Genomic DNA, 22,751 nt, shown 5'->3' on the forward strand with positions numbered 1-22,751 from the left:
TAAAACAATAATCTAGGAATACTATGAATAACGATTCAAACCAAACCAAAAAAGAGATCACTCGCAAAGTGACGGTTGCCGTCATCGGTGCAGGCACAGCAGGTCAAAACGCTTTTCGTCAAGCCAACAACACTATCAAGAATACGGTCATTATCAATGATGGTTTTTGGACAACGACCTGCGTCACAGTAGGTTGTATGCCAAGTAAACTGCTCATTGCGGCGGCAGATCGTGCTCATGAAGCCAAGTACTCTGAAGAATTTGGTATTCATAGTGACGTGACTATAAACGGGAAGCAAGTCATGGCACGCGTTCAAGCGGAGCGTAGCCATTTTGAGAGTTATCTCAAAAAGCAGGTAGATAGCTGGCCTGATGACAAAAAAATATCAGGGCGCGCGCATATCAATAAAGAGGGTCTAATTGAAGTCAACGATGAGTTGATTCAGGCGGACAAGATTATCGTTGCAACAGGTAGTTCACCGTTTATCCCTGAAGGCTGGGCGGACAAACTTGGCAAGACTATGCTCACCTCAGACACGGTATTTGAATTATCGGATTTACCTGATTCAATGGCGGTGATTGGTGCAGGCGCAATAGGGTTAGAGCTTGCACAATCGTTTGCGCGTCTTGGCGTATCTGTCACGCTATTTAATCAAAACAATCGTGTGGCAGGTCTTAAAGACGAGGATATCAACGCTAAAGCCATCGACTGCTTAGGCGGTGAGATGACGATGAACTTGAAAAGTAGCATCGACGAGCTAGGGGCGCAGCACAATGACAATGGTCATCTAGTCGCCTTTATTAACTACACTGACAAAAATGATAACGAGGGCTACTGGCAGGGCGATTATGTACTAGTTGCGACTGGCCGTCGTAACAGTATCGACGAGTTAGGGGTTGAAAATTTGGGAGTTGAACTCGATGACAAAAACCGTCCAAAGGATTTAGATATTAACACGGGAAAAATAGGTGATCTTGACGTGTATATTGTTGGTGATGCCAACACTCATATTCCACTCTTGCACGTATCAAGTGATGAAGGCTTTAGTGCCGGTAGTTCTGTGTGTCCAGATAACTCAGGGGCTTATCTTCGCAAGCCTGCAACCCCTATGTCTATCGTATTTTGTGCGCCGCAAATCATTAATGTTGGTATGTCATTACCTGAGATCAAAGAGGAATCTGATCTAGAATTTGTGATTGGTGAAGCCAGCTTTGATAACCAAGGACGTAGCCGTATTATGGGTGTCAATTGTGGTCTACTCCATATCTATGGTTGTAAAAACACGGACAAAGTACTTGGTGCTAGTATGGTAGGGCCAGATGCTGAGTACATCGCTCATATTTTAGCCACAGCAATCACGAACCATATCACGGTAAAACAGCTACTAGATGCGCCTTTTTATCACCCTACTATCTTAGAGGGACTACGCTCAGCATTGCGTGATGTTCAGCATAAGATGGATATCCCTTATCAGACTATTGATACCCAAAAAGACAATTCTTAATCTTTGTTGATCTAAAAGCTATCAAACATAACGGGCATAAAACCCGCCCCTATGTAGGTTAAAATCGATGATGGGTTGCTGACTGACTAAAGACCAGTAGCTTATTATCTAAAGGGGCATGGATAAGATAATGACAATCGCTGGCGTTACTGATTTTTTCAAGGAGATTATGCGTGATCTCTATACCAGCCTGTATTTAGCAATTGGCGGCTCGATAGAAGAGGACTCTTTTGACTGGTCGTCCCAAGCGGCTGACTTAGTCAGTACCGGTATCAAAATCCTAATACTGCTTGCGGTATTGGGATTTTTTTATTGGTTATTTATTTATCTTATCAAACAAAATAAGGCGCGTATTCGCCTAAGTGATCGCCGTGAAAAAATTATGCGTTCAGTGCTGCGCTATATTTGGATCGTAGCCAGTCTGATTGCGATTATGAGTCAGATCAATTTTGAACCTACTACGGTAAAGGCTACGGCCAAGGCTTGTATTTGGGCAGGTATCTATTACGTGTTATGGACCTCGTCGGGTCAAATTATTCATAAAGTGTTACAGCATTATGGTCTAAATGCCTCTATTGAGCAGCTTCTTAAAAATATTTTGTCTGTGATTTTGCTGGTGCTCGGTTTAGCCAGTGTCATGGCGCAATTTGGGTTCGATATTGTCTCACTGGTCGCAGGTTTAGGTATCGTCGGTTTGGCCGTCGGCTTTGCGGCGCAATCGACGCTTGCCAACTTTATCGCTGGCATTACTATTTTGCTCGAACAGTCTTTTCAGGTTGGTGATTGGATTAATATCAACGACAACGAGGGCCGAGTTGTCGTCATCGCTTTGCGAACCACCCATATTTTGACCCGCGACAATATCACCGTTATCATTCCTAATTCCAACATGGCCTCCTCCGAGGTTACCAATTTGACCTCAAAGAACTTTGTGCGCTTTAATGTCCGTGTACGGATCGCATTTGAAGATGACATCAGCCAAGCACGCGAGCAAATCATTCAAGTGCTTAGCGATACTGAGGTTGTGCTGTCTCGTCCTGAACCGTCAGCAACTGTGGACGAAGTTGGAGAGTACGGCGTATTCTTTATCGTGCGCTTTTGGGTCAAGCCCGCCTCTGTCGCCCGTATGCCTAAGATTAAAGAGGACATGCAAGAACATATCAAAAATGCTTTTGATGCCGCTAATATATCGACCCCTTATCCACACATGCGTCTGCTCATGCCAAAAGACGTCGACTACCCTATCCCAACCAAGCCTTTTGCGACAACAACGCAGGCGATAGATCCTGATGTCTCATTAACCAAAGACAGCAAATAAGCTCTAACCTTACCTTTGAAGATTAGAATTATATTTATGAGCCTACGCTAGAAATTGTGTCCTAATATTTATCCTTTTATATCCCAATTTGGCGAGTCCTTTAAGCGATAGCCTTTGATGTATGATAAAATCATCGGTTATCTTATTATTCTTTGATCCGCTTTTTTAGCCAGGTATCTGTATGACCGAACCAACCGCGCCCGCCTCTATGACAGTATCAGCGTCAGTAACTTCTCCTGATCTATCCTACGACTTTGTTATCACTTGTGCCGATGGGCTTGAGACGCCGCTACAAACTGAGCTTGATAGTTTCGGTATTGCCAGCGACATCAAAAGTACAGGACGTCTTAGTGTTAACGGTACCTTGCGCGACTTGTACACCATATGCCTATGGTCACGTGTGGCATCTAGAGTCTTGATGCTCATCAAGCGTAAAAACCTCAATACCGAATACGATGTAGCAGAACAATTATATAACCTCGCCAAGTCAGTTAACTGGACGGAGCAATTTAGCCTAGAGCAGACCTTTGCTATTCGTCTGTCTGTCGATAAACGAGTAGCCGTTAGTCAGCAATTTGCAATGCTACGAGTCAAAGATGCTATTGCTGATACCTTTAATGAAGCTTTTGAGAGTCGTCCTAACGTCGATAGCAAAAACCCAGATTTTGCGATATTTGCCACTGTTAATGACAAGCAAGCTGAGCTGTATTTAGATCTATCTGGTACCAGCTTACACCGCCGTGGCTATCGCGTAGCAATGACGGACGCGCCGCTAAAAGAAAACCTGGCCGCCGCCCTACTCTATAGCGCCGGCTGGCACCAAAAAAACAGCGATGGTACGCCGTTTTATAATGCTTTGGTTGATCCTATGTGCGGCTCGGGTACTTTTATTATCGAAGCCCTGCTTATGCACTGTGATTACGCAGTCGGCATCGACAAGGCCGCGAATCAGTTCGGCTTTTATGAGTGGCAGCATCATGATGAGACGCTATGGCAATCGATGATAGATGAGGCGCAAACTCGTCATTGCGAGGCGCTAGCTATTGCCCTTGAGCAGCCTGATACTTTGCCGCTTATGTTAGGATTTGATGCGGACGCGGGCGCAATTATCGCTACCGAAAAAAACCTGATCGCCGCAGGTCTTCAGGATCTGCTGCCACTGCTCGATATCGAGACGCAGGCGCTAAATAAGCTTAAAAGCACACTACGTCCTATGGCACTAGACGGTCGACTGAATACTCCTTTAATTATCACCAACCCGCCTTATGGCGAGCGCTTAGGTGAAGAGGATATGATAAGACCGCTGTATCAATCACTAGGACTCATTATTCAAGATAGCTTCGCAGGTAGCAGTATTGATCCTATGCTTGGTATTTTGGCCGCCAATGTCGAACAAGTCGATATCTTGCCGATTAAAGAGCCGCAGACCCTACGCTGTCATAATGGTGCGATTACCGTCTACTTCCGCTATGGTAAACTTATCGCAGCTCAAGCCGTCAATCTGGTCACTCAGTTTGAGAAGCGTCATATTGAGGTGGATGAAGGTCAGGACTTCATCAATCGCTTACAAAAAAATCTGAGTAAACTCAAAAAACTGGCTAAAAAAGACAACGTCAGTAACGTGCGTGTCTATGATGCTGATCTACCAGATTTTAAGGTCGCTATCGATATCTACGGTGATTGTGCGCATGTACAAGAGTACGCGCCGCCCAAAACTATTCCACCAGAGACCGCCAAAAAACGCTTCAATCTAGCGCTAATGGGTATTCGTGAAGTGTTCGATATCAATCGTGAGCAAGTCTTTATCAAGACCCGCGCCCGCCAATCTGGCAATGATCAATATAGTAAGCAAGCCACTACTGAGAAAAAAGGTAAATTCTATATCGTACGTGAAGACGACGCCTATTTTTATGTCAACTTTACCGACTACCTTGATACTGGATTGTTTATCGATCACCGTAATATGCGCGCGCGTATCAAAGCCAATAGTCGCGGCAAATCAGTGCTAAATCTATTTGCCTATACCTGTACTGCCAGCGTACACGCCGCGCTCGCGGGTGCCAAAAAAGTCACCAGCGTCGATCTATCACAAAATTACCTCGATTGGGGTAAGCAAAACTTTGCGCTAAACGGCTTGGGCGTGAGCGGTAATAAATACGCTTTTGTCGCCGCCGATATCTTTGAGTGGATCAAAGACAACACTGAGCAGTTCGATATTATCTTTATCGACCCGCCAACTTTTTCTAATTCCAAGAAGTTTCAAGGCACCTTTGATGTCCAGCGTGATCATGCTGCCCTGATCAATCGCGCGATGAACCGGCTTACCGCAGACGGTGTGCTCTACTTCTCAAACAACTTCACCCGTTTTGAATTGGACGAACAATTAATCGAGCGTTATGACATTACTGACGTTACGCATCAAACGATTGGCTTTGATTTTAATATCAAAAAACCTATTCACCAAAGTTTTGAGATACGTCAACGCTGATAACCAAAACACCGTCAAATGCGGCTTTGATTAGGACTTTTTTTGTTGTTATGATAGAGCGTTGCTGAATTACGATTGCTTAATTTAATCGACGTCAGTAAATAAATTTATTCTAATAAAAAGGATGCCATTATGGCTTTATCATTAAATAAAGGCGGTAATCTATCGCTAACCAAAACCGATCCCAACCTAACCAAATTACTTATCGGCCTTGGCTGGGATGAGCGTGCGACCTCTGGTGCTGAATTTGATCTTGATGCCAGCGTGTTTTTGCTGAGTACGGCAGGCAAGGTGCGCGGCGATCATGATTTTATCTTTTACAATCAGCTCAAATCTGATAACGGTGCGGTCGAGCACACTGGTGATAATCGCACAGGTGAAGGCGACGGTGATGATGAGCTGGTCAAAGTTAATTTGACCCAAGTACCAAGCGACGTCGATAAGATTGTCGTGACGGTAACTATCCATGACGCCGCCGCTCGTAGCCAGAACTTCGGTCAAGTGGCCAATGCATTTATCCGCGTTGTCAACGAAGAGAGTGGTACTGAAGTGGTACGTTTTGATTTGGCAGAGGATTACTCTGTCGAGACGGCAATGGTATTTGGTGAAGTGTATCGTCATAACGGCGAATGGAAATTTCGCGCGGTTGGTCAAGGCTATTCAGGCGGCTTGCAAGCGATGTGTCAGCAGTACGGCGTTGATATCTAATACCGCTTATCAGTAGCTATCAGATTTAGCTATTAGCTTTTATACGATAGCGAGTGACGGTCTATTTTTTGACCCTACTTGCTATCGTATTTTTGTGTAAATGCTTGCATATTTTAGCTTCCAGCGCTTTATTTTTAATTCTTCGCCACCATAAAGCTCTATAGTAAAAGTGATATAGAACGTAGCGTCGATATCCCTATTAGTATCGAGCCAAAAACACTATATAATAGCTTACAGTAAACGTAGCGTACTCATTAGCGTTCTTCAAGGTGGCTTATCGTAGTCACCTTTTTATGGCGTAACCCTTTTTTTGCAGGGGTTAAGTGACCGCTTAAACTTGACTTTTACACTTGCATTGTACAATCAGACAGGATGTGTCATGAGACATTTTTATTTAGATTTTATCTTCACCGCTATTGCTTTAGCGGTAGCCGCTTGGTGGGGATATTCACATGGCGGTATCGGCGGGCTAATCGCTACGCTATCGATTACTGCTATTTTGGCCGTTATGGAGATCTCGTTATCCTTTGATAACGCGGTAGTCAACGCCTCGGTACTCAAAGGCTGGGATGACTTTTGGAAGATGATCTTCTTGACCATCGGTATTTTGATTGCTGTATTCGGTATGCGTCTGGTCTTCCCTATTGTCATCGTCGCGGTGACGGCTGATTTGGGTATGATGCAAGTTATCGACTTGGCGTTGAACAATCCTGAAGAGTACTCTGCTCGCTTGATGGCGCACCATGCTGAGATTTCAGCCTTTGGTGGTATTTTCTTACTCCTTGTGTTCTTGAACTTTGTGTTCGATGACAAAGACGTACATTGGTTTAAATGGCTTGAGAGTCGCTTAGCGAAATTTGGCAAAGTGGATGCTATGAGCGTATTTATCGCTCTTATCGTCCTTATGATTGCCGTATCATTCGCTACTGACACACAAGCTGCAGCGGTACTAATCGCGGGTGTTTGGGGTATATTAGTTTATCTTGGCGTTCAAGTGGTCTCGGGAATGCTTGAGGGTGATCTTGAAGAGGAGCTAGACGAGCATGGCAATAGTACAGGTGCTGCAACCAGCGCTATCATGCGCGGTGGTATCATAGGCTTCTTGTACCTAGAGGTGCTCGATGCTTCATTCAGTTTTGATGGGGTTATTGGCGCTTTTGCGATTACTAATGATGTTATCGTCATTATGCTAGGCCTAGCCATTGGTGCGATGTTCGTGCGTTCAATGACGATATTCTTGGTCGACAAAGGCACGCTTGATGAGTTCATCTATCTTGAGCATGGTGCTCACTACGCTATCGGTGCGCTTGCTATTATTATGCTACTGTCCGTCAAGTTCCATGTACCAGAGCTGATTACTGGCCTTATTGGTATCGCCTTTATCGGTTTAGCACTGTGGGCATCGCTTAGATATCGTAAGGCAGAGGCGCTTCTCAATCCTTCTCACGATGCGGATCTAAAAACTAAGCAGCTTGATTAATCAGTTTTAGTAAGTATTAATAATAGGTTATATCATTGATGTTGATATAACCTATTTTTTTGTCTATAAGTTGGCATTTGGACATTGATTAGTGCTCAAAGCTACGGGTATAAAACGTAATTAAATTGCCAAATAGTATCGTTAAGTTGCAAGTATGGTGTGTCTTAGTAAACATACGACGTATAGTCAAAATTCGCCTTGCTTACTGAGCATGGGATTAGTATAGTAAAATGTAATTAGACACGGCTCATAGCTTAGATAGCTTAGATAGCTTTGTGGCTTAAACTATACTGTTAGAATATGAGTAGTAAAAGCTCATGTAGATAAAAGCATTCTATTTCACTTTTAATCAAAAAACCAAAGGACACTTTTATGGCTATTAGCTTATCAAAAGGCGGCAACGTAAACTTATCAAAAGAAGCACCGGGTCTGACGAACATCACTGTCGGTTTAGGCTGGGATCCACGTGCCACTGACGGTCAAGAATTTGACTTAGATGCTATTGGGTTCTTGGTCAATGAAGGCGGTAAAGTGCGTAACGATCAGGACTTTATCTTTTTTAATAATCTAAAATCAGACAATGGCGCGGTTGAGCATACCGGTGACAACCGTACGGGTGAAGGCGATGGCGATGATGAACAAATCAAAGTTAATCTAGCCAGTATTCCTGCTGATGTAAGCAAAGTTGCGCTATGTGCTATCATTTATGAAGGTCAAAGCCGCAACCAAAACTTTGGTCAAGTTGGCGAAGCTTATATCCGTGTCGTTAACGATAATGGTAATAGCGAGCTTGCTCGTTATGACCTATCAGAAGATGGTAGCACTGAGACGGCGATGATCTTTGGCGAGCTATATCGTCACAGCGGTGATTGGAAATTCCGTGCTGTAGGTCAAGGATTTAGCGGTGGCCTTGGACCATTAGCGTCTTCTTACGGCGTTAATGTCTAATCATAATGTCGAACCGGCGTTTTGAGTATTAGAGATACCCTATAAGCTATCAAGGACGTTCTTTACGTGTTTGGTAGCTTTAAAATTATTTAGAGTTTAATATTTATACTTTAGCTTTAAGGCATACATTAAAATTATCAGCATAAGGATTGGCAACTCATGGCGGCGACATTCAGCTTAATCGGTACTATTGAACCCTTTTTACATTGCAACCTAAAAAAGGGCGATTCAATTTATTGTGAAGCCAATGCCATGGTGATGATGGAGTCCAATCTTGAGTTAAAAGGCAAGTTGCAAGGCGGTCTGATGCAATCGCTTATGCGCCGTTTTGCCAATGACGAATCTCTATTTCAGCAGCAGATTGAAGCGACGGGCGGCGAAGGCGATTGCCTGCTGGCCCCTACCCTTGACGGTGATATGCAGATCCTTGATGTCGGCGCGCAGCAATATACGCTCAGTGATGGCGCTTTTGTCGCCGCACAAACAGGCGTCGATATCAGAGCCAATATTCAACGTAACCTTGGCGGCGCAGTATTCGGTGATACTGGCGGTTTTATGGTGATGCAAACGCAAGGTCAAGGTCAAGTCGTCGTGTCAGGTTTTGGCTCTTTGTTTGAAATTGATGTCACACCGGACAAAGACGTCATCATCGATAATGGTCATGTGGTCTGCTGGGACTCAAACCTTGAGTACAAACTCTCGGTCTCAACCAGCAAGAAAAAAGGCATCATGAGCAATATCATCAACTCGGTCACTAGTGGCGAGGGCATGGTACTTAACTTTTCAGGCTCCGGCAAAGTCATCATCTGCTCACGCAATCGTGACAGCTATCAGGGCTGGTTACAAAGTATCTTGGGTAGTAGCTCAGGTGGACGCGGCGGTAGTGGCGGTTTTTTAGATAATATTTTATAAACCAATTTTAAGATTGGGTTACTTACCACTTATCACTCACAACTAGTATAAGGATAATGACATGGCAGTTAGTCTACAAAAAGGTCAAAAGATCTCTCTAAGTAAAGAAGCAGGCGGCGAGCTTACCAAAGTGAAGCTAGGTCTAGGCTGGGATGTGTTTCAAGGCCCTCAGGACAAAAAAGGCGGCTTCTTAGGTAAGCTATTTGGCGGCGGCAATGGTGGCGGTGATTCTATCGATTTGGATGCGTCGTGCATCATGTTCGATAGCAACAAGCAAGCTGTGGATGCTATTTGGTTTAGTCAATTAAAATCAAAGGACGGCAGCATCGTACATACGGGTGATAACCGTACAGGCGATGGCGACGGCGATGATGAAGTCATCAATGTCGATCTTGCTCGCGTACCAGCCAACGTGGTATCACTGGTATTTACAGTCAATAGCTTTACCGGTCAAACGTTTGAGACGGTAGAGAATGCTTTTTGCCGTATCGTAAACGCCAATAACAACTCTGAGGTGGCGCGTTACAACCTATCGTCACAGGGCACTCATACGGCGATGATCATGGCAAAGGTCTATCGCCACAATAATGAGTGGAAAATGCACGCGATTGGCGAAACAGCCTCTGGTCGCACCTTTCATGACTTGATGCCTGCTATTACGCCACATGCTTAGTATGATTTAAAGTTAAATATTTAGAGCTTATGCACCTTACAAAAGACCGCCCGGCGTTAATCGTTGGGCGGTTTTTTGTTTGGACTGGCTTTTCATGCTACTGTTTTACTTATGCTAAAACACTTATTTGCTACCCCGCTTCCAGCTAAAGCCCCAGTTAAAAGCTTTGTCCATCTCTTGATGACCTTTAAAGTATTGGTTGATACGCTCAACATTGATACTACCCTGCTGATTGACCAAACGGGCAATAGCACACATCGGCATATTACCTGCGCCCTCAGTCAGGCGGGTCTCGATTGGTGGCTGATCGGGTACATGAATAGTCACAACCCCATCCGTTTGTGCCCAATTTGGGGCGCCCTCATAGATGAATGCAAAGATGAATACCTCTTCGATTTGTGCCCACTGCTGACCGTTGATATCGAGCCACTCGCCGCCACTGACCTGACCGGTTCTATCATCAGCACGTAACAGAACATAAGGCGCCGTTTGCAAACTCCCAAAGCGATTGCCTAAGGCTTGAATCAACGTTTTCTCGCCATTTTTGAGGTGAATCATTGCGCCAACATCAAGGTCGATACCACCTGCTTTATGTTGTTTAAATAGGTCACCCAGCAGTCCTTTTTTGGGTGCTTGCTTAGTGGCATCTGGACGCTGATTCCAGTTCAAATTGACCGATATCTTGCCAAAATCATCGCGTTTTTTGAGATTAATACTAGATTGATTTTTGGTTAAGGTAATTTTACTTAGATTAATGGAAGGACTGGTAGAATTAGTAGGAATCGGTGGCGGCGTACTGGTTTGCGCGGCGCTACCTGCTTTTTGGGTGTTGATAGGCTTTTGAGTATTAATAGATTGGTTCTGGTTTTGATTCTGGGCAGGAGTATCATCGCTGATTTCGACACCGAAATGCTCAGACAAAGGTTTGAGACCCCCTTCAAACCCTTGAGCGATAAACCGAAATTTCCAGCTGCCCTGACGACGATAACACTCTGCTAAGATAATTGCTTTTTCGTTACGTCCGTTGGCACTTAGCTGACAAGTCATCAGTACTTGGCTACCTTGCAACACTTGAATGTCGACATCACCAATCTGCGCCAAGGTTTGCGCGCTTGAGAATGCTAGAGCAATTTTATCGATGTTTGCAGGCTGCGCAGGCAGATCAATATCAAAGAACCCATCGCTGTCATGACCTCGAAAGCTCACATGACCATCATCACTACGCGTCTGTCCATAAAATATCATATCACCATCACCGCGTACTTTGCCCTCGCTCGTTATACGGTAAGCGGCGCAATCGATCGCGTTTTGACTCAAAATACGGATGCTAATGTTGTCTGTTGGCAGTGGCGCATTGGCACCAGCAACGAGTGTTTGCGGTTGGCTCATGATTTATCCTTGATGCGTGAGTATGATTTATTATGGTCTTATAGTAGCATGGATAAAGCTTAATTTTTAGCCAGCACTTGACGAGGACAAGCACACTCTAATTAGACTCAAAACTTGTTATGTGAGCATTAGAACAATCTTTGCATAATGATTTATATCTCAATGCATTTGTATATAATGGCTGTCAGATAAAATATCAAAACATGTGAGGCTGAGACTATCATGGACAATCAAAGCAACAATAACACTTCTAAATCAGCTGCTGTTTGGCTTGCAGAAGGACAATCAAGCCAGCGTGATATGCTCGCAAGCTTACAAGATCTTAAAATATCATCTGATACGCCATTTACTATTATCGCCTCACATCGTCATCATCGACCTGAGATTTTTGAATGTGCAGATAGCGTTTATCGAGAGCCCTCTTTAAGCATTAGCGATGAGGAGTCACTGACAGCTAACCCTGTTGAAGCCAAGCCTACTATGGCGCGTTGGCAGTTCGTATTAGAGCAAGCCCAACAACAAAACGTAAAGGTGCTCCTCACCGGTCGCAATGGTATTGATTATGAAGCACACCGTAATACCTTTAGCGCCGCTGGTATCCGTCTATTGACAGGCGCAACGAGCGTCGATGCCTTAGAGTCTATCGATGATAAGTTTACCTTTATGAAGCAATGTCACGCTTACAACATCCCCGTAGCAGACGCTTGGCGGTTTGATACGACATCTGAGCTACAAGCATTACTTGCTGAGCATGGTCATCAGCCTCTATGCGTAAAGCCGGTCACAGGTATCTTTGCCCAAGGGTTTTGGCGTCTTGACTCTAGTAAAGAGACAGATGAGCAGTATGATAGCTTTGAGCACTTGTACTTCACTGAAGAGAGAAAAATTAACACCGAACAATTTATAAATGCTTATACCAACAGTCAAATGGTAAAAGAGCGCCCTATTCCTATGCTACTCATGCCTTTTTTATCAGGACAAGAGTACTCTATCGACGTCGTCTGCGAGTATGGTGAAGTGTTGGCCGCAATCACCCGTCATAAGACGGGAAAAGTCCAGCATATTGGTTACGAGCAGCCGGTTATGGATGTCGTCATTCCGCTAATCAAAGCTTTTGGCTGCGATGGTATCGTCAGCGTACAGACCAAAGCTGATGATGACGGTCAGCACCGCGTCCTTGAGATCAACTCGCGTCCCTCAGGCGGTATCGGTTATACCTCTCATAGCGGCGTCGATCTAACGCAAGTGGCTTTTAGCTATTGGCTTGGACTCACGGACAAACCCAAGCTTGAGGATATGATAAAAACATTTACGCCTTGTCAGGTACGCTCTATTATGACGAGCGTCAAGATAGAAGCTGAAATGCTCAAGTAAGCTAGCTGCCTTATAACTTTAGCAGACTCATCTTCTACAACAATAAATTAATGGCTGTTGCTGGTTAATTCAGGAAAACGCTTTATCATAAAAATTACGAGTATCAGCGCTAATAAGGCAATGGCAGCGCCGACGTAGCCCACGCTCGATAGAGAGATATAGGTGACCGCGTAACCGCCAAGCAGTGCCCCTGTACCTATGCCTAAGTTGATGATGCCCGAGAACATCGCCATCACCATGTCTTGGGCGTTGATATCAATCTCAATCACTTTGGACTGGATGGTTAACATTAGCAGTATCATGGCTGTACCCCAAATCACGGTGATGATGCTAAATAACCATATCGATGTCGCCGTCCATAACATGAGTAGCATCGCCCCTATCATGAGCACTGTAGATACTAGCATCATGGTAGTACTCGATCTGTCACTCCAGCGACTAAATATATAACTGCCAACGAGTCCTGCGCCGCCAAATAGTAACAGGATGAGCGTCACTAAGTTCTCACTCATAGCGCCAACCCGATTCAAAAAAGGTTCGATATAAGTATAAGCGGCATAATCTGCGGTAAAGATAATAAAGCAGAATACATACAGACTGACTAATAAAGGATTCTTGAGCAATTCTGGGATTTTTCTAAAAGAGCCGTTAAACATACTAGGCAGTGTAGGTAATAATCTGGCTTGCAAAATAAATACGATAAAAGCAATGATTCCAATACCCGCAAAGGTCGTGCGCCAACCAAACCATTGTCCTAATATACGTCCTATAGGTACGCCTAATACTAGCGCTAAAGAGGTCCCTGTAGCCAATATGCTAAGCGCCAAGGCCCGTTTGCCTTCAGGTGCTACCCGCAGCGTTATCGCCGCAGTAATGGACCAAAATATCGCATGCGAAAAAGCAATCCCTACTCGGCTAACCAAGAGAACTTGAAAGCTCCAGGCAAATACAGATAAGGCATGACTGGTAATAAAGACCACGAATACAGCTAGTAGCAAGCGCTTGCGCTCAAACCTGCTGGTCAGTAGCATCAGTGGTAATGACATAGCCGCGACGACCCAAGCATACAGCGTTAACATCCAGCCTGTTTCTGCCGCCGTGATAGAGAAATCTTTGGCGATGTCACTGAGCAATGCCACAGGCACAAATTCTGTAGTATTAATCACAAAAGCACTAATACCCATCAAGATCACTCGAAAATACTGAGTGCGGCGAGACACTGACCCTATCTCAAAATTATTTTCCATAACACTGACTACTATAAAAAAGTGCACATATAGCACGGCTGACCCAAAAATGGGTGCTAGGATTTAGGGAGTATAAGTAGAGAGTAAGGCGCATTCATTTGCGGTAATATAGCTCTACTTTTGATTCAAGTTTCGTTCAGCGGCATATTCTAGTACATTGTTTTTTGATTATCTATCAGACTTATGTTCACGGTAATTGATTGAGTCTATTAAAACTGCTTTGCCCTCCAGTTCTATGCAAAAGTCGTTAGAATGGACAAACTTATGTATTATATACCTGTATATCTATAGCGGTAACTTTGATAAGATTTAGCTCCTAAGTATATGACGAATATTTGAACAGAGGATAGGCAATGACAGCCCAGACTACGCTAGTGCTAGGCGCAAATACCATTATTGAGCATCCTAAGTGTTCAGTTGCTTTTGCTACAAATAATCCGCTCAAATTTGGTCAGCAGCTTGGTCTGATTTGGTTGCCTTTGGATGAGAGCCGAAAAGCAGCTTGTAGTCCCGCCTACCTTCATGAGCCCAAAGACTGGGCACAGCTAGATGATAGCGAGAACCCCAGTAGATGGCAGCTTGATTTGCCAAAGCTATTTGAGACGCAAAATGTGAGCTATCTACAGCTTATTGCCTATGCTTACTATGAGCCGAGCTTAAACTTGCCTGCGGTTGAATTAAATCATATTAGTTTGAGATTGAATAATAGCGCTATACGTTACGACTTTATAGTGAGCGAGCGCCATGTCAAAGCTGCCATTATATTAGAGATATACAAACGTAATGGACAGTTTAAATGCAGGGCGTTAGGTGAGAGCTCAACCCAAGGATTAGCAAGCCTAGAGCAGCGCGTGCAAGTGAGCCTAGATACTCGTCCACCAGATACTCATGCGCTCATTCAATCGGCGCAGCAGCAGCAACGAGGTCAGTCAAACAATGAGTTACGCCCGCCGCGTCATGTTGAACCGGGCGAGACATGGACGGGCACAGCGTTCGCTATTGGCCCCTATCATCTATTGACCTGCTATCATGTGATTGAGTCGGCGGCGATGATTGCTATACGTCAGCAAGGGCCTCCTGACATAGAGGCGCAAGTGGTGATGAGCGACATCGGTAGTGATTCAGCTATCATTAAAGTTCGCGAGCCGCTACCTAGCTATCTACCGCTCGCGCAGCAGTGCTCAGATATATTGGGCGAGACCATTACCACCCTAGGCTTTCCCCTATCAGGCGTGAGTAGTCAGTTGCAAGTGACCCAAGGCTGTATCTCAGGATTGACAGGGTTTGGTGACGATATCCGCTATATGCAATTTACCGCGCCCATTCAGCCCGGCTCTAGTGGTAGCCCTTTATTGTTGCCAACGGGCGAGGTGATCGGCATGGTGACGGCTAGCCTCGTCCATGAACAGGCACAAAATATGAACTATGCGGTGAAATTTCAGTTATTATCCGCCCTACTCGCGAGCGCTGGCATCAGTTTGGACAACTCACATTCTGTATCAGCCGCGAATTTAAGCACACCGCAACTGAGCAAACAAAGCCGCAGCGCGCTCTGGCTAGTTGGTTGTCAGGATTAGACAGACCTTTAATACCAAACAAAAACTATTATAGAGTTATCAAAAATAAAAAATACCGAAAATCAGAAACATCAAGGAATATGAATGTCAAAGCAGCAACACAGTACTCGCATCACCTTACCTCGCGGTACATTAGATTTAACGTATCAAACCAATAGCACCAACAATAATAAAAACTATGAACTTGAAGACTTACTTGGCTTTGCGCAGCGCATTAACCCCAAACGTGCGTTTTTATTCGTCTCAAAAGTCTTGGGTCGACACATTCCCGTCGCACCTCATACCATGCGTCGTGCTTTTACGGATTTGGCAAACCTAGTCCCTAGCAAGTTACCCGAGCCCATTTTAGTTATCGGTATGGCAGAGACTGCTGTGGGCTTATCTGCAGGCGTCCATCAAGCGCTACAAGCGCGCTATTTGAATGCTGTACTACTCAACTCCACGCGTCACGCACAGCATAGCGATAATAATAGTGAGACCTTGCTGACCACTTTTAGTGAAGACCATAGTCACGCCAGCCAACATCTCATCTATCAAAGCTGCGATAAAATGACTCAAGAGCAATTGCTGGCTAGCAAAACGTTGATTATGGTTGATGATGAAGCCTCAACAGGTAATACCTGCGTCAACGTCGTGACCGCACTGCGTAACGCTGGTCTGAACCAATTAGAGCAAGTCCATCTCACAACTTTGGTGGATTGGTCGCTAAGTCACGATGCAACTGATGCTGATGACACTATATCAACGCGTTTGCCTAATATTGACTTTCAGCGTCATCACTTGCTCTCTGGGGCATGGCAATGGAGAGATGCGCCTAATCCTGAACCGATCACTATGCCCTCAGTTGATACGACTGATGCTGGCACGCAAACGTTGGGTAATACAGGGAATTGGGGACGCTTTCCCACTCTAAATAGCACTAATGGCTTTGCCCATTATTTAGCAAATTTTCAAACAAAGTTTGCACGCTTTCATGAGCAAGCGATATTTGCTAAAAAGCAATTACCCCAGCGTATTTTGGTTTTAGGTAGTAATGAGTTTGTCTGGTTGCCGTTTTTATTAGCGGAGTGGCTTGAGCAAAATACTGGCTCACAGAATGAAGTAAAGTTCAGCGCCTTGACCCGTTCACCGATTGCGCTTGGTGGTGCAATTACAACTATGCTCAGCTTTCATGATAATTACGGATTGGGCATGACGAACTTTGCTTATAATGTCGAGCCAAAGGATTGGGATTTGATTGTGCTATGTGTAGAAACGGCCGCTGCTAGTGTTGATACCATGTGGCAAAGTTTGGATAATGTGTTGGTGATGAGTCCTATACCTTAAATCGCATTCAAACTTCTAAACTTATCATTTACGGACACTACTATGACCACCTCATTCTTCGAGTCTAACCCAAACCTTATAAAACCATACGCTCTTATGGATTTGGACGACACTTTATTTCAAACCCAACGTAAGATTGAGGCTTGGGATCTGCCTACTGCTGACCCTAAAAACTTAGTTTGTGCGACGGTAAATAAACAAGACGAGCCGCTTAGCTTTATGAGTCAACGACAAGCGACGTTTTTTAATTGGTTGCTCGCTAGCACTGAATTGATAGTGGTTACTGCCCGTGACCGTGATGAGATTAAACGCGTTAAGCTGCCTTTTAACAGTTGGCAAGTGCTGACTCATGGCGCGATTATCTTAACCAGTAATGGCGAGCTACTAAGCACATGGCAACAGCATATGTATCAGCAGCTAAGTCCCTTGCAAAATAAACTGAATCAGTTAAGCCAACTATTTGCCAGTCATAGTAAAAATGATAACAGTCAGCTGGTATTTACGCCGCATATTGATAACTTTGATGCTGGTTCTACTAACGAAGAATTAACCATTTATCTAGCGATAAAACATGCCAAAAAAGATCATCGAGCATTAAAAGAATTAGCCGAGAAGCTCCCTACATTGATCCGTGATTTTGCACAGGACTTTTATGTGCATGTTAATGCTAATAATCTAGCGATACTGCCGCATGCTATTCATAAGCAACATGCGGTACAGTTTTTATTAGATCATCATTTAGACAGTCAGCGTCCGAGTTTTGGCTTTGGTGACAGTCTGGCAGATTTGCCGTTTCTGCAACTACTTGATTGGTACGGTATGCCCAATCACGGTCAGCTGCATGACAATCTTAGTTCTTAATGGTTTTTGGCTCTTAACAACTCTCAAATATCAATAATTATAATAACAACAGCTTATACGAGAAAGAACCTCTTATGACCAACCCTAATCTTCAAAAATTAAACCATTACGGCTCAGGCAGTTATCTTGCTAGCGATGTCACTGTACTGCTCGACATCGTCGCTAAAGACGCGGTTACCGATGTGCCCGTCACTCAAAAAGAAGCGCTGATTCAAAGTGGACAGCGTCATTATTCGGACATGCTAACCCTAGAGCAAGCACCAACAGCCATGCATGAGCAACTGTATAAGCAGGCACTGGATCAAGGCACAGATAGAACCGCAACCGATATTGCCAATTTAGCTTATACGCTAAGTCGTATTTTTCAGCAGACTGTCAATGTTGAGCATCCATTAGTATTGGTCAGCTTAGTACGGGCAGGTTTGCCAATTGGCGTATTATTACAACGGGCCTTATCAGATAATGGAAATTCAGATAATGAAAATTCAGATGCTGATAGCAGCTATGCGCTGCCAAGTGTGCATTTTGGTATCAGCATTATTCGTGATCGCGGTTTAGATGCTGTTGCTTTGCAAATGATATTGGAATTTTATCCAAACAGCCCTATCGTATTCGTCGATGGCTGGACAGGCAAAGGCGCTATTTATCAGGAACTAGCTCGTAGCTTAGAGCCATTTAGCGATAGCAGTCACCCCCATTTTGAAAATATTTTTCATCAAGGAAAAGACGTTATTCCCCTGCTGACACTGGCTGATCCAGCGGGCGTCGCTTGGCTTGCGGCGAGCGAAGATGATTGGCTCATTCCATCAGGTTTATTAAACAGCACCGTGTCAGGACTCATATCACGCAGCCTCTATACTGAGCCGCAATTAGGACTACATCGCAGCGTGTTCTATGATAACTTGAGTGATAAGGATCATAGCTTAGCGCTGGTTGATCGTATTGATGCAACGAGGCGTACAATAGCAACACCTTTGCTAGGTTTGCCAACGTTTGCTCTGCCTCGGTATCAGACCTCTGATCTCATAGATAAAATAGCAGTAGACTATAACATCACCAATCGCAATCGCATTAAGCCGACCATTGCAGAGGCAACGCGGGCTATATTACGCCGTGATCCTGAGCGCATTTTACTTGCCGCATCCGACCATCCTGATACTTTATTATTGCGTCATTTATGCGAAGATCGTGATATCACTATCAGTATATTAGGTGATAAAATACGGCCCTATCAAGCCATCACTTTGATCAAGCAACGTAGCTGAGAGATTTGAGCTTCTACGACTGTCCTATTAATATATATTCTGCATGTTAAAACCAATATTTCACTCACTTATGATGCCTACTATGTCAGATACGCCAGATAACGAGTCAAACCTCTATAGCTATACCCAGTCTTATGCGCATCTGATCACTGAGCGTCATGCGATGGTCAAGCCGCATACTCATCACCCTTATCAGTTGGGTGCTAGCCTCTATATGCCAGCGACGCGTCAAGACATCTGGCAAGTCATCAAACGTGATAAATTACCGAAGATTAACAGCATTATCATCTGCCTAGAGGATGCGGTAAGTCATAGCGATGTAGAGCTGGCGCTGGAACGTTTGCAGACGTTGCTGAATACGTGGCACGAGCATAGTGATACGATCAATGAGCCATCGAGAGTGGGCCTTGAATCAGACTTAGGCACCCAGCAACCGACACGGCCGCTAGTGTTTGTGCGTCCACGCAATCCTATGATGCTACAACAATTGGCAGATTATCCTCATATTGACCTGCTCGATGGTTTTGTCATGCCCAAAGTCGATATGTATAGCTTATCCAATTGGCGCATGGTATGTCAGAACTTGAGTGACGATCAGCTATTGATGCCAACACTTGAGACTGCTGCTTTATTCAATCCTCATCACAATCAAGAGCTGGCTATAGCTTTTAAAGAAGCTTTTAATCAGCCTGTCTTTGCGCTACGTATCGGCGGTAATGACTTGTTTGCTACGCTACGCCTGCGTCGCCCTAGAAATAGCATCATCTATGATACGCCTATTGGTACTCTTGCCTATCAGCTGCTAGGCTGCTTTGTGCCGCACGGGTTTTATCTATCTGCGCCTGTCTTTGAGTATCTAGATCAGCCTATGTTGTTTATGCAAGAGCTCAGTCGTGACGTCAGTTTGGGGCTGGTTGGCAAAACCGTCATTCACCCAAGCCAAATAGCCTTAGTTCAGCAGGCCTATTGTGTGCCTATGAGTATGCTAGATGAGGCGCAAGCGATCCTTCATAGTGAAGCAAAAGCGGTCTTTAAATTTAACAATACCATGTTAGAGCCTGCCACCCACCGCGCTTGGGCTACCGAAATCGTCAATCGCGCTGAGGTGTTCGGTACTATCAACAATAGTAGCAATGAGTTTAATTCGCGGCTACAAGCGTAAATTATTTACCTATTTATATATTGTATTGGCTTGATAAGCTAGGTAAGATGATTTGCATTGGTCCAAATGACCGATGGTAAATTTATAAAATAAAATATCAAAACGTTATTCACAGGGGCGCCTTTAGGCTGAGATGTACCCTTTGAACCTGATCCAGGTCGTACTGGCGTAGGGAGTGTATAGCTGTCACCGTATCCAATCGTGATGCTATGCGTTTTCTCGCCTGCTATTTTTAGTTATGGAGAGAACATGCACCCTCAATCGATTCATTCGTGTTTTACTGCTTTTCGTACTCAAGCGCCCTTAGTACACAACATCACTAATTTTGTCGCGATGAGTACCGCTGCCAATGTTCTACTAGCCGCTGGTGCCTCGCCCGCTATGGTGCACGCTAGAACAGAGGCGCCAGAGTTTGTCCGCCTATCCCACGCACTCACCATTAATATCGGCACGTTATCACCTGATTGGCTGGATAGTATGCTGGCAACGGTAGAAGTCGCTCACAACCAAAACATCCCCTGGGTCTTAGACCCTGTTGCGGTAGGAGCTACTACCTTTCGTAAGCAGAGCTGTGCGCAATTATTAGCGTTCAAACCCGATGTCATTCGCGGTAACGCTTCAGAGATTTTGGCGCTTGCCGGTATGAATAGCAAAAGCCGTGGCGCAGATAGCGGCGATACTGTCGAGTCGGCAAAGGTAGCCGCTCAAGAGTTAACTCAACATGCCAAAGTCGTTGTCGTCACCGGTGAGGTCGATTGGGTTACTGATGGCACGCAGCGATGGAGCGTACATCAAGGCGTACCTATGATGACTCGTGTGACCGCGATCGGCTGTGCACTGACCTCTTTGATTGGCGGCTTTGTCGGTAGTAATCGCGACGACTTGGCAGGCGCTGTCATCAGTGCTCTATGCTATTACGGACAGGCGGGTGAACTGGCGGATAAGACAGCAAAAGGTCCTGGCAGTTTCTATGTCGAATTTTTGGATGCTCTCTATCATCTAGATGCTGATCAAGTCTCTAAACACGCCAAGGTGATTGTCATATGAGCCTATCCAACCAAAACAACACTAGCAAATCTAGTGAAGCATTACGCTTATATCTAGTCACCGATAGCGCGATGTGTACAGAATATGGATTAATTGACACCGTTTGCGCGGCCATTGATGGCGGCGTTACGATGGTACAGTTGCGCGACAAACAAGCTAATGATGATGAGTTGTACAACACGGCTTGCGCGCTCAAAGAAGCGATTGCTGGACGTGTGCCTCTAGTCATAAATGATCGTGTCGCTATTGCCAAAAAAGCTCAGCTTGATGGCGTCCATCTTGGACAAGGCGATATGTCTATCAGTAAAGCGCGAGCGATCTTAGGCGCGGACGTTTGGCTGGGATTGTCGATTAATACTCTCGATGAGCTACGCATCGCACACGCTCAGCACCTCTCACATCTGGACTACGTCGGTATCGGTCCCGTCTTTGCCACCGCAACCAAAGCTAATCATGCAGACCCTATCGGTATAAAAGGCTTGGGGGCTTTGGTCGCACAGAGTCAATTACCTACGGTAGCCATTGGCGGTATTGGTCAAGACAATGCCGCTGACGTCTATACCACAGGCTGCGACGGTATCGCTGTCGTCTCAGCGATTTGCAGAGCTGCCGATCCAAAAGCTGCTGCCAAAACTCTATTAGGAGCACAATTATGATTGCCAATATTTTAACCATTGCTGGTACTGACTGTACTGGCGGTGCAGGTATTCAAGCAGATATCAAAGCCATCAGCGCCAATGGCGGCTATGCGATGAGCGTCATCACGGCAGTCGTCGCGCAAAACACTCAAGGCGTCCAGCAAATTCAGATGCTACCTACTCAGATGGTACGCGCTCAAATTGACTCGGTGTTTAGTGATGTGCGCGTTGATGCGGTCAAAATCGGTATGCTCGGTAGCGCTGACATTATTAATTGTGTAAGCGATGCCTTGGCAAAATACCAACCCAAAAAAGTCGTACTCGATCCGGTTATGGTTGCCAAGAGTGGGGATCGCTTGCTGGATGCCGATGCGCTATCGGCGATGCGTAAGCTACTGCCACTAGTCGGACTGATCACGCCTAATCTACCAGAAGCAGCGGACTTACTAGGTGAGGAGGAGGCTAAAGATCGCAATGAGATGCTAGCGCAAGCTGGTCGCCTGTCAGTGCCTACCTTTTTGAAGGGTGGTCATTTACAGCAGGACGATTCGCCAGATTTATTATACGTCGATGGCGCGCATCAATGGTTTGAAAGCGTACGAATAAATACCAAAAATAGTCATGGTACAGGATGTACGTTGTCAGCGGCGATTGCCACCTATTGGGGACGCGGTGACGATCTAGATGTCGCTTGTGCAAAAGCAAAAACCTATCTCACTGGTGCGCTACAACACGCGGACAAACTCGACGTTGGACAAGGTCAAGGCCCTGTGCACCATTTTCATGAGTTCTACTCGGTTTCGGAGTGAATATTCTATAATGATTAAGCTGGT

The 22,751-nt window shown here is 45.0% G+C and carries 19 protein-coding genes and 1 riboswitch; of the genes, 17 read left to right on the forward strand and 2 right to left on the reverse strand.

The genetic code is table 11. The annotated features are described in order from the left end of the window. Nucleotides 1–23 precede the first annotated feature (23 nt). The 8 genes from ACR64G_RS08325 to ACR64G_RS08360 all read left to right on the forward strand — a co-directional run bounded on the left by ACR64G_RS08325 (nucleotide 24) and on the right by ACR64G_RS08360 (nucleotide 10,032). Nucleotides 24–1,505: a dihydrolipoyl dehydrogenase gene (locus ACR64G_RS08325; RefSeq protein ID WP_435978839.1), complete on the forward strand. Its 1,482-nt coding sequence runs from the start codon at nucleotides 24–26 to the stop codon at nucleotides 1,503–1,505. A gap of 130 nt (nucleotides 1,506–1,635) precedes the next feature. Continuing rightward, on the forward strand, nucleotides 1,636–2,823 hold the full coding sequence (locus ACR64G_RS08330; protein WP_435978840.1) for a mechanosensitive ion channel family protein: 1,188 nt from the start codon (nucleotides 1,636–1,638) through the stop codon (nucleotides 2,821–2,823). A 181-nt stretch (nucleotides 2,824–3,004) separates the two neighbouring features. Beyond that, entirely contained in the window at nucleotides 3,005–5,311 is a 2,307-nt protein-coding gene (gene rlmKL, locus ACR64G_RS08335) for a bifunctional 23S rRNA (guanine(2069)-N(7))-methyltransferase RlmK/23S rRNA (guanine(2445)-N(2))-methyltransferase RlmL (RefSeq protein ID WP_435978841.1), read from the forward strand. A 132-nt stretch (nucleotides 5,312–5,443) separates the two neighbouring features. Continuing rightward, entirely contained in the window at nucleotides 5,444–6,019 is a 576-nt protein-coding gene (locus ACR64G_RS08340; RefSeq protein WP_435978842.1) for a TerD family protein, read from the forward strand. 379 nt (nucleotides 6,020–6,398) lie between these two features. After that, complete coding sequence (locus ACR64G_RS08345; protein WP_435978843.1) at nucleotides 6,399–7,499, forward strand: DUF475 domain-containing protein; 1,101 nt, start codon at nucleotides 6,399–6,401, stop codon at nucleotides 7,497–7,499. A 372-nt stretch (nucleotides 7,500–7,871) separates the two neighbouring features. Then, nucleotides 7,872–8,447, forward strand: coding sequence for a TerD family protein (locus ACR64G_RS08350; protein WP_435978844.1), 576 nt, complete (start codon nucleotides 7,872–7,874; stop codon nucleotides 8,445–8,447). A gap of 159 nt (nucleotides 8,448–8,606) precedes the next feature. Beyond that, the gene (locus ACR64G_RS08355; protein ID WP_435978845.1) at nucleotides 8,607–9,359 is read left to right on the forward strand and encodes a TIGR00266 family protein; all 753 of its coding nucleotides are present in this window, start codon (nucleotides 8,607–8,609) and stop codon (nucleotides 9,357–9,359) included. A 61-nt stretch (nucleotides 9,360–9,420) separates the two neighbouring features. Next, nucleotides 9,421–10,032 (forward strand): TerD family protein, encoded by a 612-nt coding sequence (locus tag ACR64G_RS08360; RefSeq protein ID WP_435978846.1) that lies wholly within the window; start codon nucleotides 9,421–9,423, stop codon nucleotides 10,030–10,032. Between the two features lie 123 nt (nucleotides 10,033–10,155). On the opposite strand, the gene ACR64G_RS08365 is transcribed toward ACR64G_RS08360, so the two are convergent. Continuing rightward, complete coding sequence (locus ACR64G_RS08365; RefSeq protein ID WP_435978847.1) at nucleotides 10,156–11,421, reverse strand: TerD family protein; 1,266 nt, start codon at nucleotides 11,419–11,421, stop codon at nucleotides 10,156–10,158. 222 nt (nucleotides 11,422–11,643) lie between these two features. On the opposite strand from ACR64G_RS08365, the gene ACR64G_RS08370 reads away from it, so the two are divergent. Continuing rightward, nucleotides 11,644–12,795: an ATP-grasp domain-containing protein gene (locus tag ACR64G_RS08370; protein ID WP_435978848.1), complete on the forward strand. Its 1,152-nt coding sequence runs from the start codon at nucleotides 11,644–11,646 to the stop codon at nucleotides 12,793–12,795. A gap of 47 nt (nucleotides 12,796–12,842) precedes the next feature. On the opposite strand, the gene ACR64G_RS08375 is transcribed toward ACR64G_RS08370, so the two are convergent. Then, a complete protein-coding gene (locus tag ACR64G_RS08375) occupies nucleotides 12,843–14,042 on the reverse strand; it encodes a sugar transporter (RefSeq protein ID WP_435978849.1) in 1,200 nt (399 codons plus the stop codon). A gap of 353 nt (nucleotides 14,043–14,395) precedes the next feature. Between ACR64G_RS08375 and ACR64G_RS08380 the strand changes: the two genes are divergently transcribed. From ACR64G_RS08380 to thiD, 8 genes are all read left to right on the forward strand, one after another. Further along, complete coding sequence (locus ACR64G_RS08380) at nucleotides 14,396–15,619, forward strand: S1 family peptidase (protein WP_435978850.1); 1,224 nt, start codon at nucleotides 14,396–14,398, stop codon at nucleotides 15,617–15,619. Nucleotides 15,620–15,703: 84 nt separating this feature from the next. Further along, a complete protein-coding gene (locus tag ACR64G_RS08385) occupies nucleotides 15,704–16,945 on the forward strand; it encodes a phosphoribosyltransferase domain-containing protein (protein ID WP_435978851.1) in 1,242 nt (413 codons plus the stop codon). A 42-nt stretch (nucleotides 16,946–16,987) separates the two neighbouring features. Further along, nucleotides 16,988–17,806: an HAD hydrolase family protein gene (locus ACR64G_RS08390; RefSeq protein WP_435978852.1), complete on the forward strand. Its 819-nt coding sequence runs from the start codon at nucleotides 16,988–16,990 to the stop codon at nucleotides 17,804–17,806. Between the two features lie 74 nt (nucleotides 17,807–17,880). Beyond that, nucleotides 17,881–19,071, forward strand: coding sequence for a cysteine protease StiP domain-containing protein (locus tag ACR64G_RS08395; protein ID WP_435978853.1), 1,191 nt, complete (start codon nucleotides 17,881–17,883; stop codon nucleotides 19,069–19,071). Nucleotides 19,072–19,153: 82 nt separating this feature from the next. Beyond that, nucleotides 19,154–20,233, forward strand: a complete 1,080-nt coding sequence (locus ACR64G_RS08400; protein ID WP_435978854.1) for an HpcH/HpaI aldolase/citrate lyase family protein — start codon at nucleotides 19,154–19,156, stop codon at nucleotides 20,231–20,233. A gap of 103 nt (nucleotides 20,234–20,336) precedes the next feature. Continuing rightward, a riboswitch (TPP riboswitch) is annotated at nucleotides 20,337–20,425 on the forward strand. 57 nt (nucleotides 20,426–20,482) lie between these two features. Further along, nucleotides 20,483–21,280 carry a hydroxyethylthiazole kinase gene (gene thiM / locus ACR64G_RS08405; RefSeq protein ID WP_435978855.1) on the forward strand — a complete coding sequence of 266 codons (798 nt, stop codon included), beginning with the start codon at nucleotides 20,483–20,485 and terminating at the stop codon, nucleotides 21,278–21,280. After that, nucleotides 21,277–21,936, forward strand: coding sequence for a thiamine phosphate synthase (gene thiE, locus ACR64G_RS08410; protein WP_435978856.1), 660 nt, complete (start codon nucleotides 21,277–21,279; stop codon nucleotides 21,934–21,936). The genes thiM and thiE overlap by 4 nt, the downstream gene beginning before the upstream one ends. After that, nucleotides 21,933–22,727 (forward strand): bifunctional hydroxymethylpyrimidine kinase/phosphomethylpyrimidine kinase, encoded by a 795-nt coding sequence (thiD, locus tag ACR64G_RS08415; RefSeq protein WP_435978857.1) that lies wholly within the window; start codon nucleotides 21,933–21,935, stop codon nucleotides 22,725–22,727. The genes thiE and thiD overlap by 4 nt, the downstream gene beginning before the upstream one ends. Nucleotides 22,728–22,751: the final 24 nt, after the last annotated feature.

This window comes from Psychrobacter sp. DM4 (assembly GCF_051307035.1).
Taxonomy (GTDB): Bacteria; Pseudomonadota; Gammaproteobacteria; order Pseudomonadales; family Moraxellaceae; genus Psychrobacter.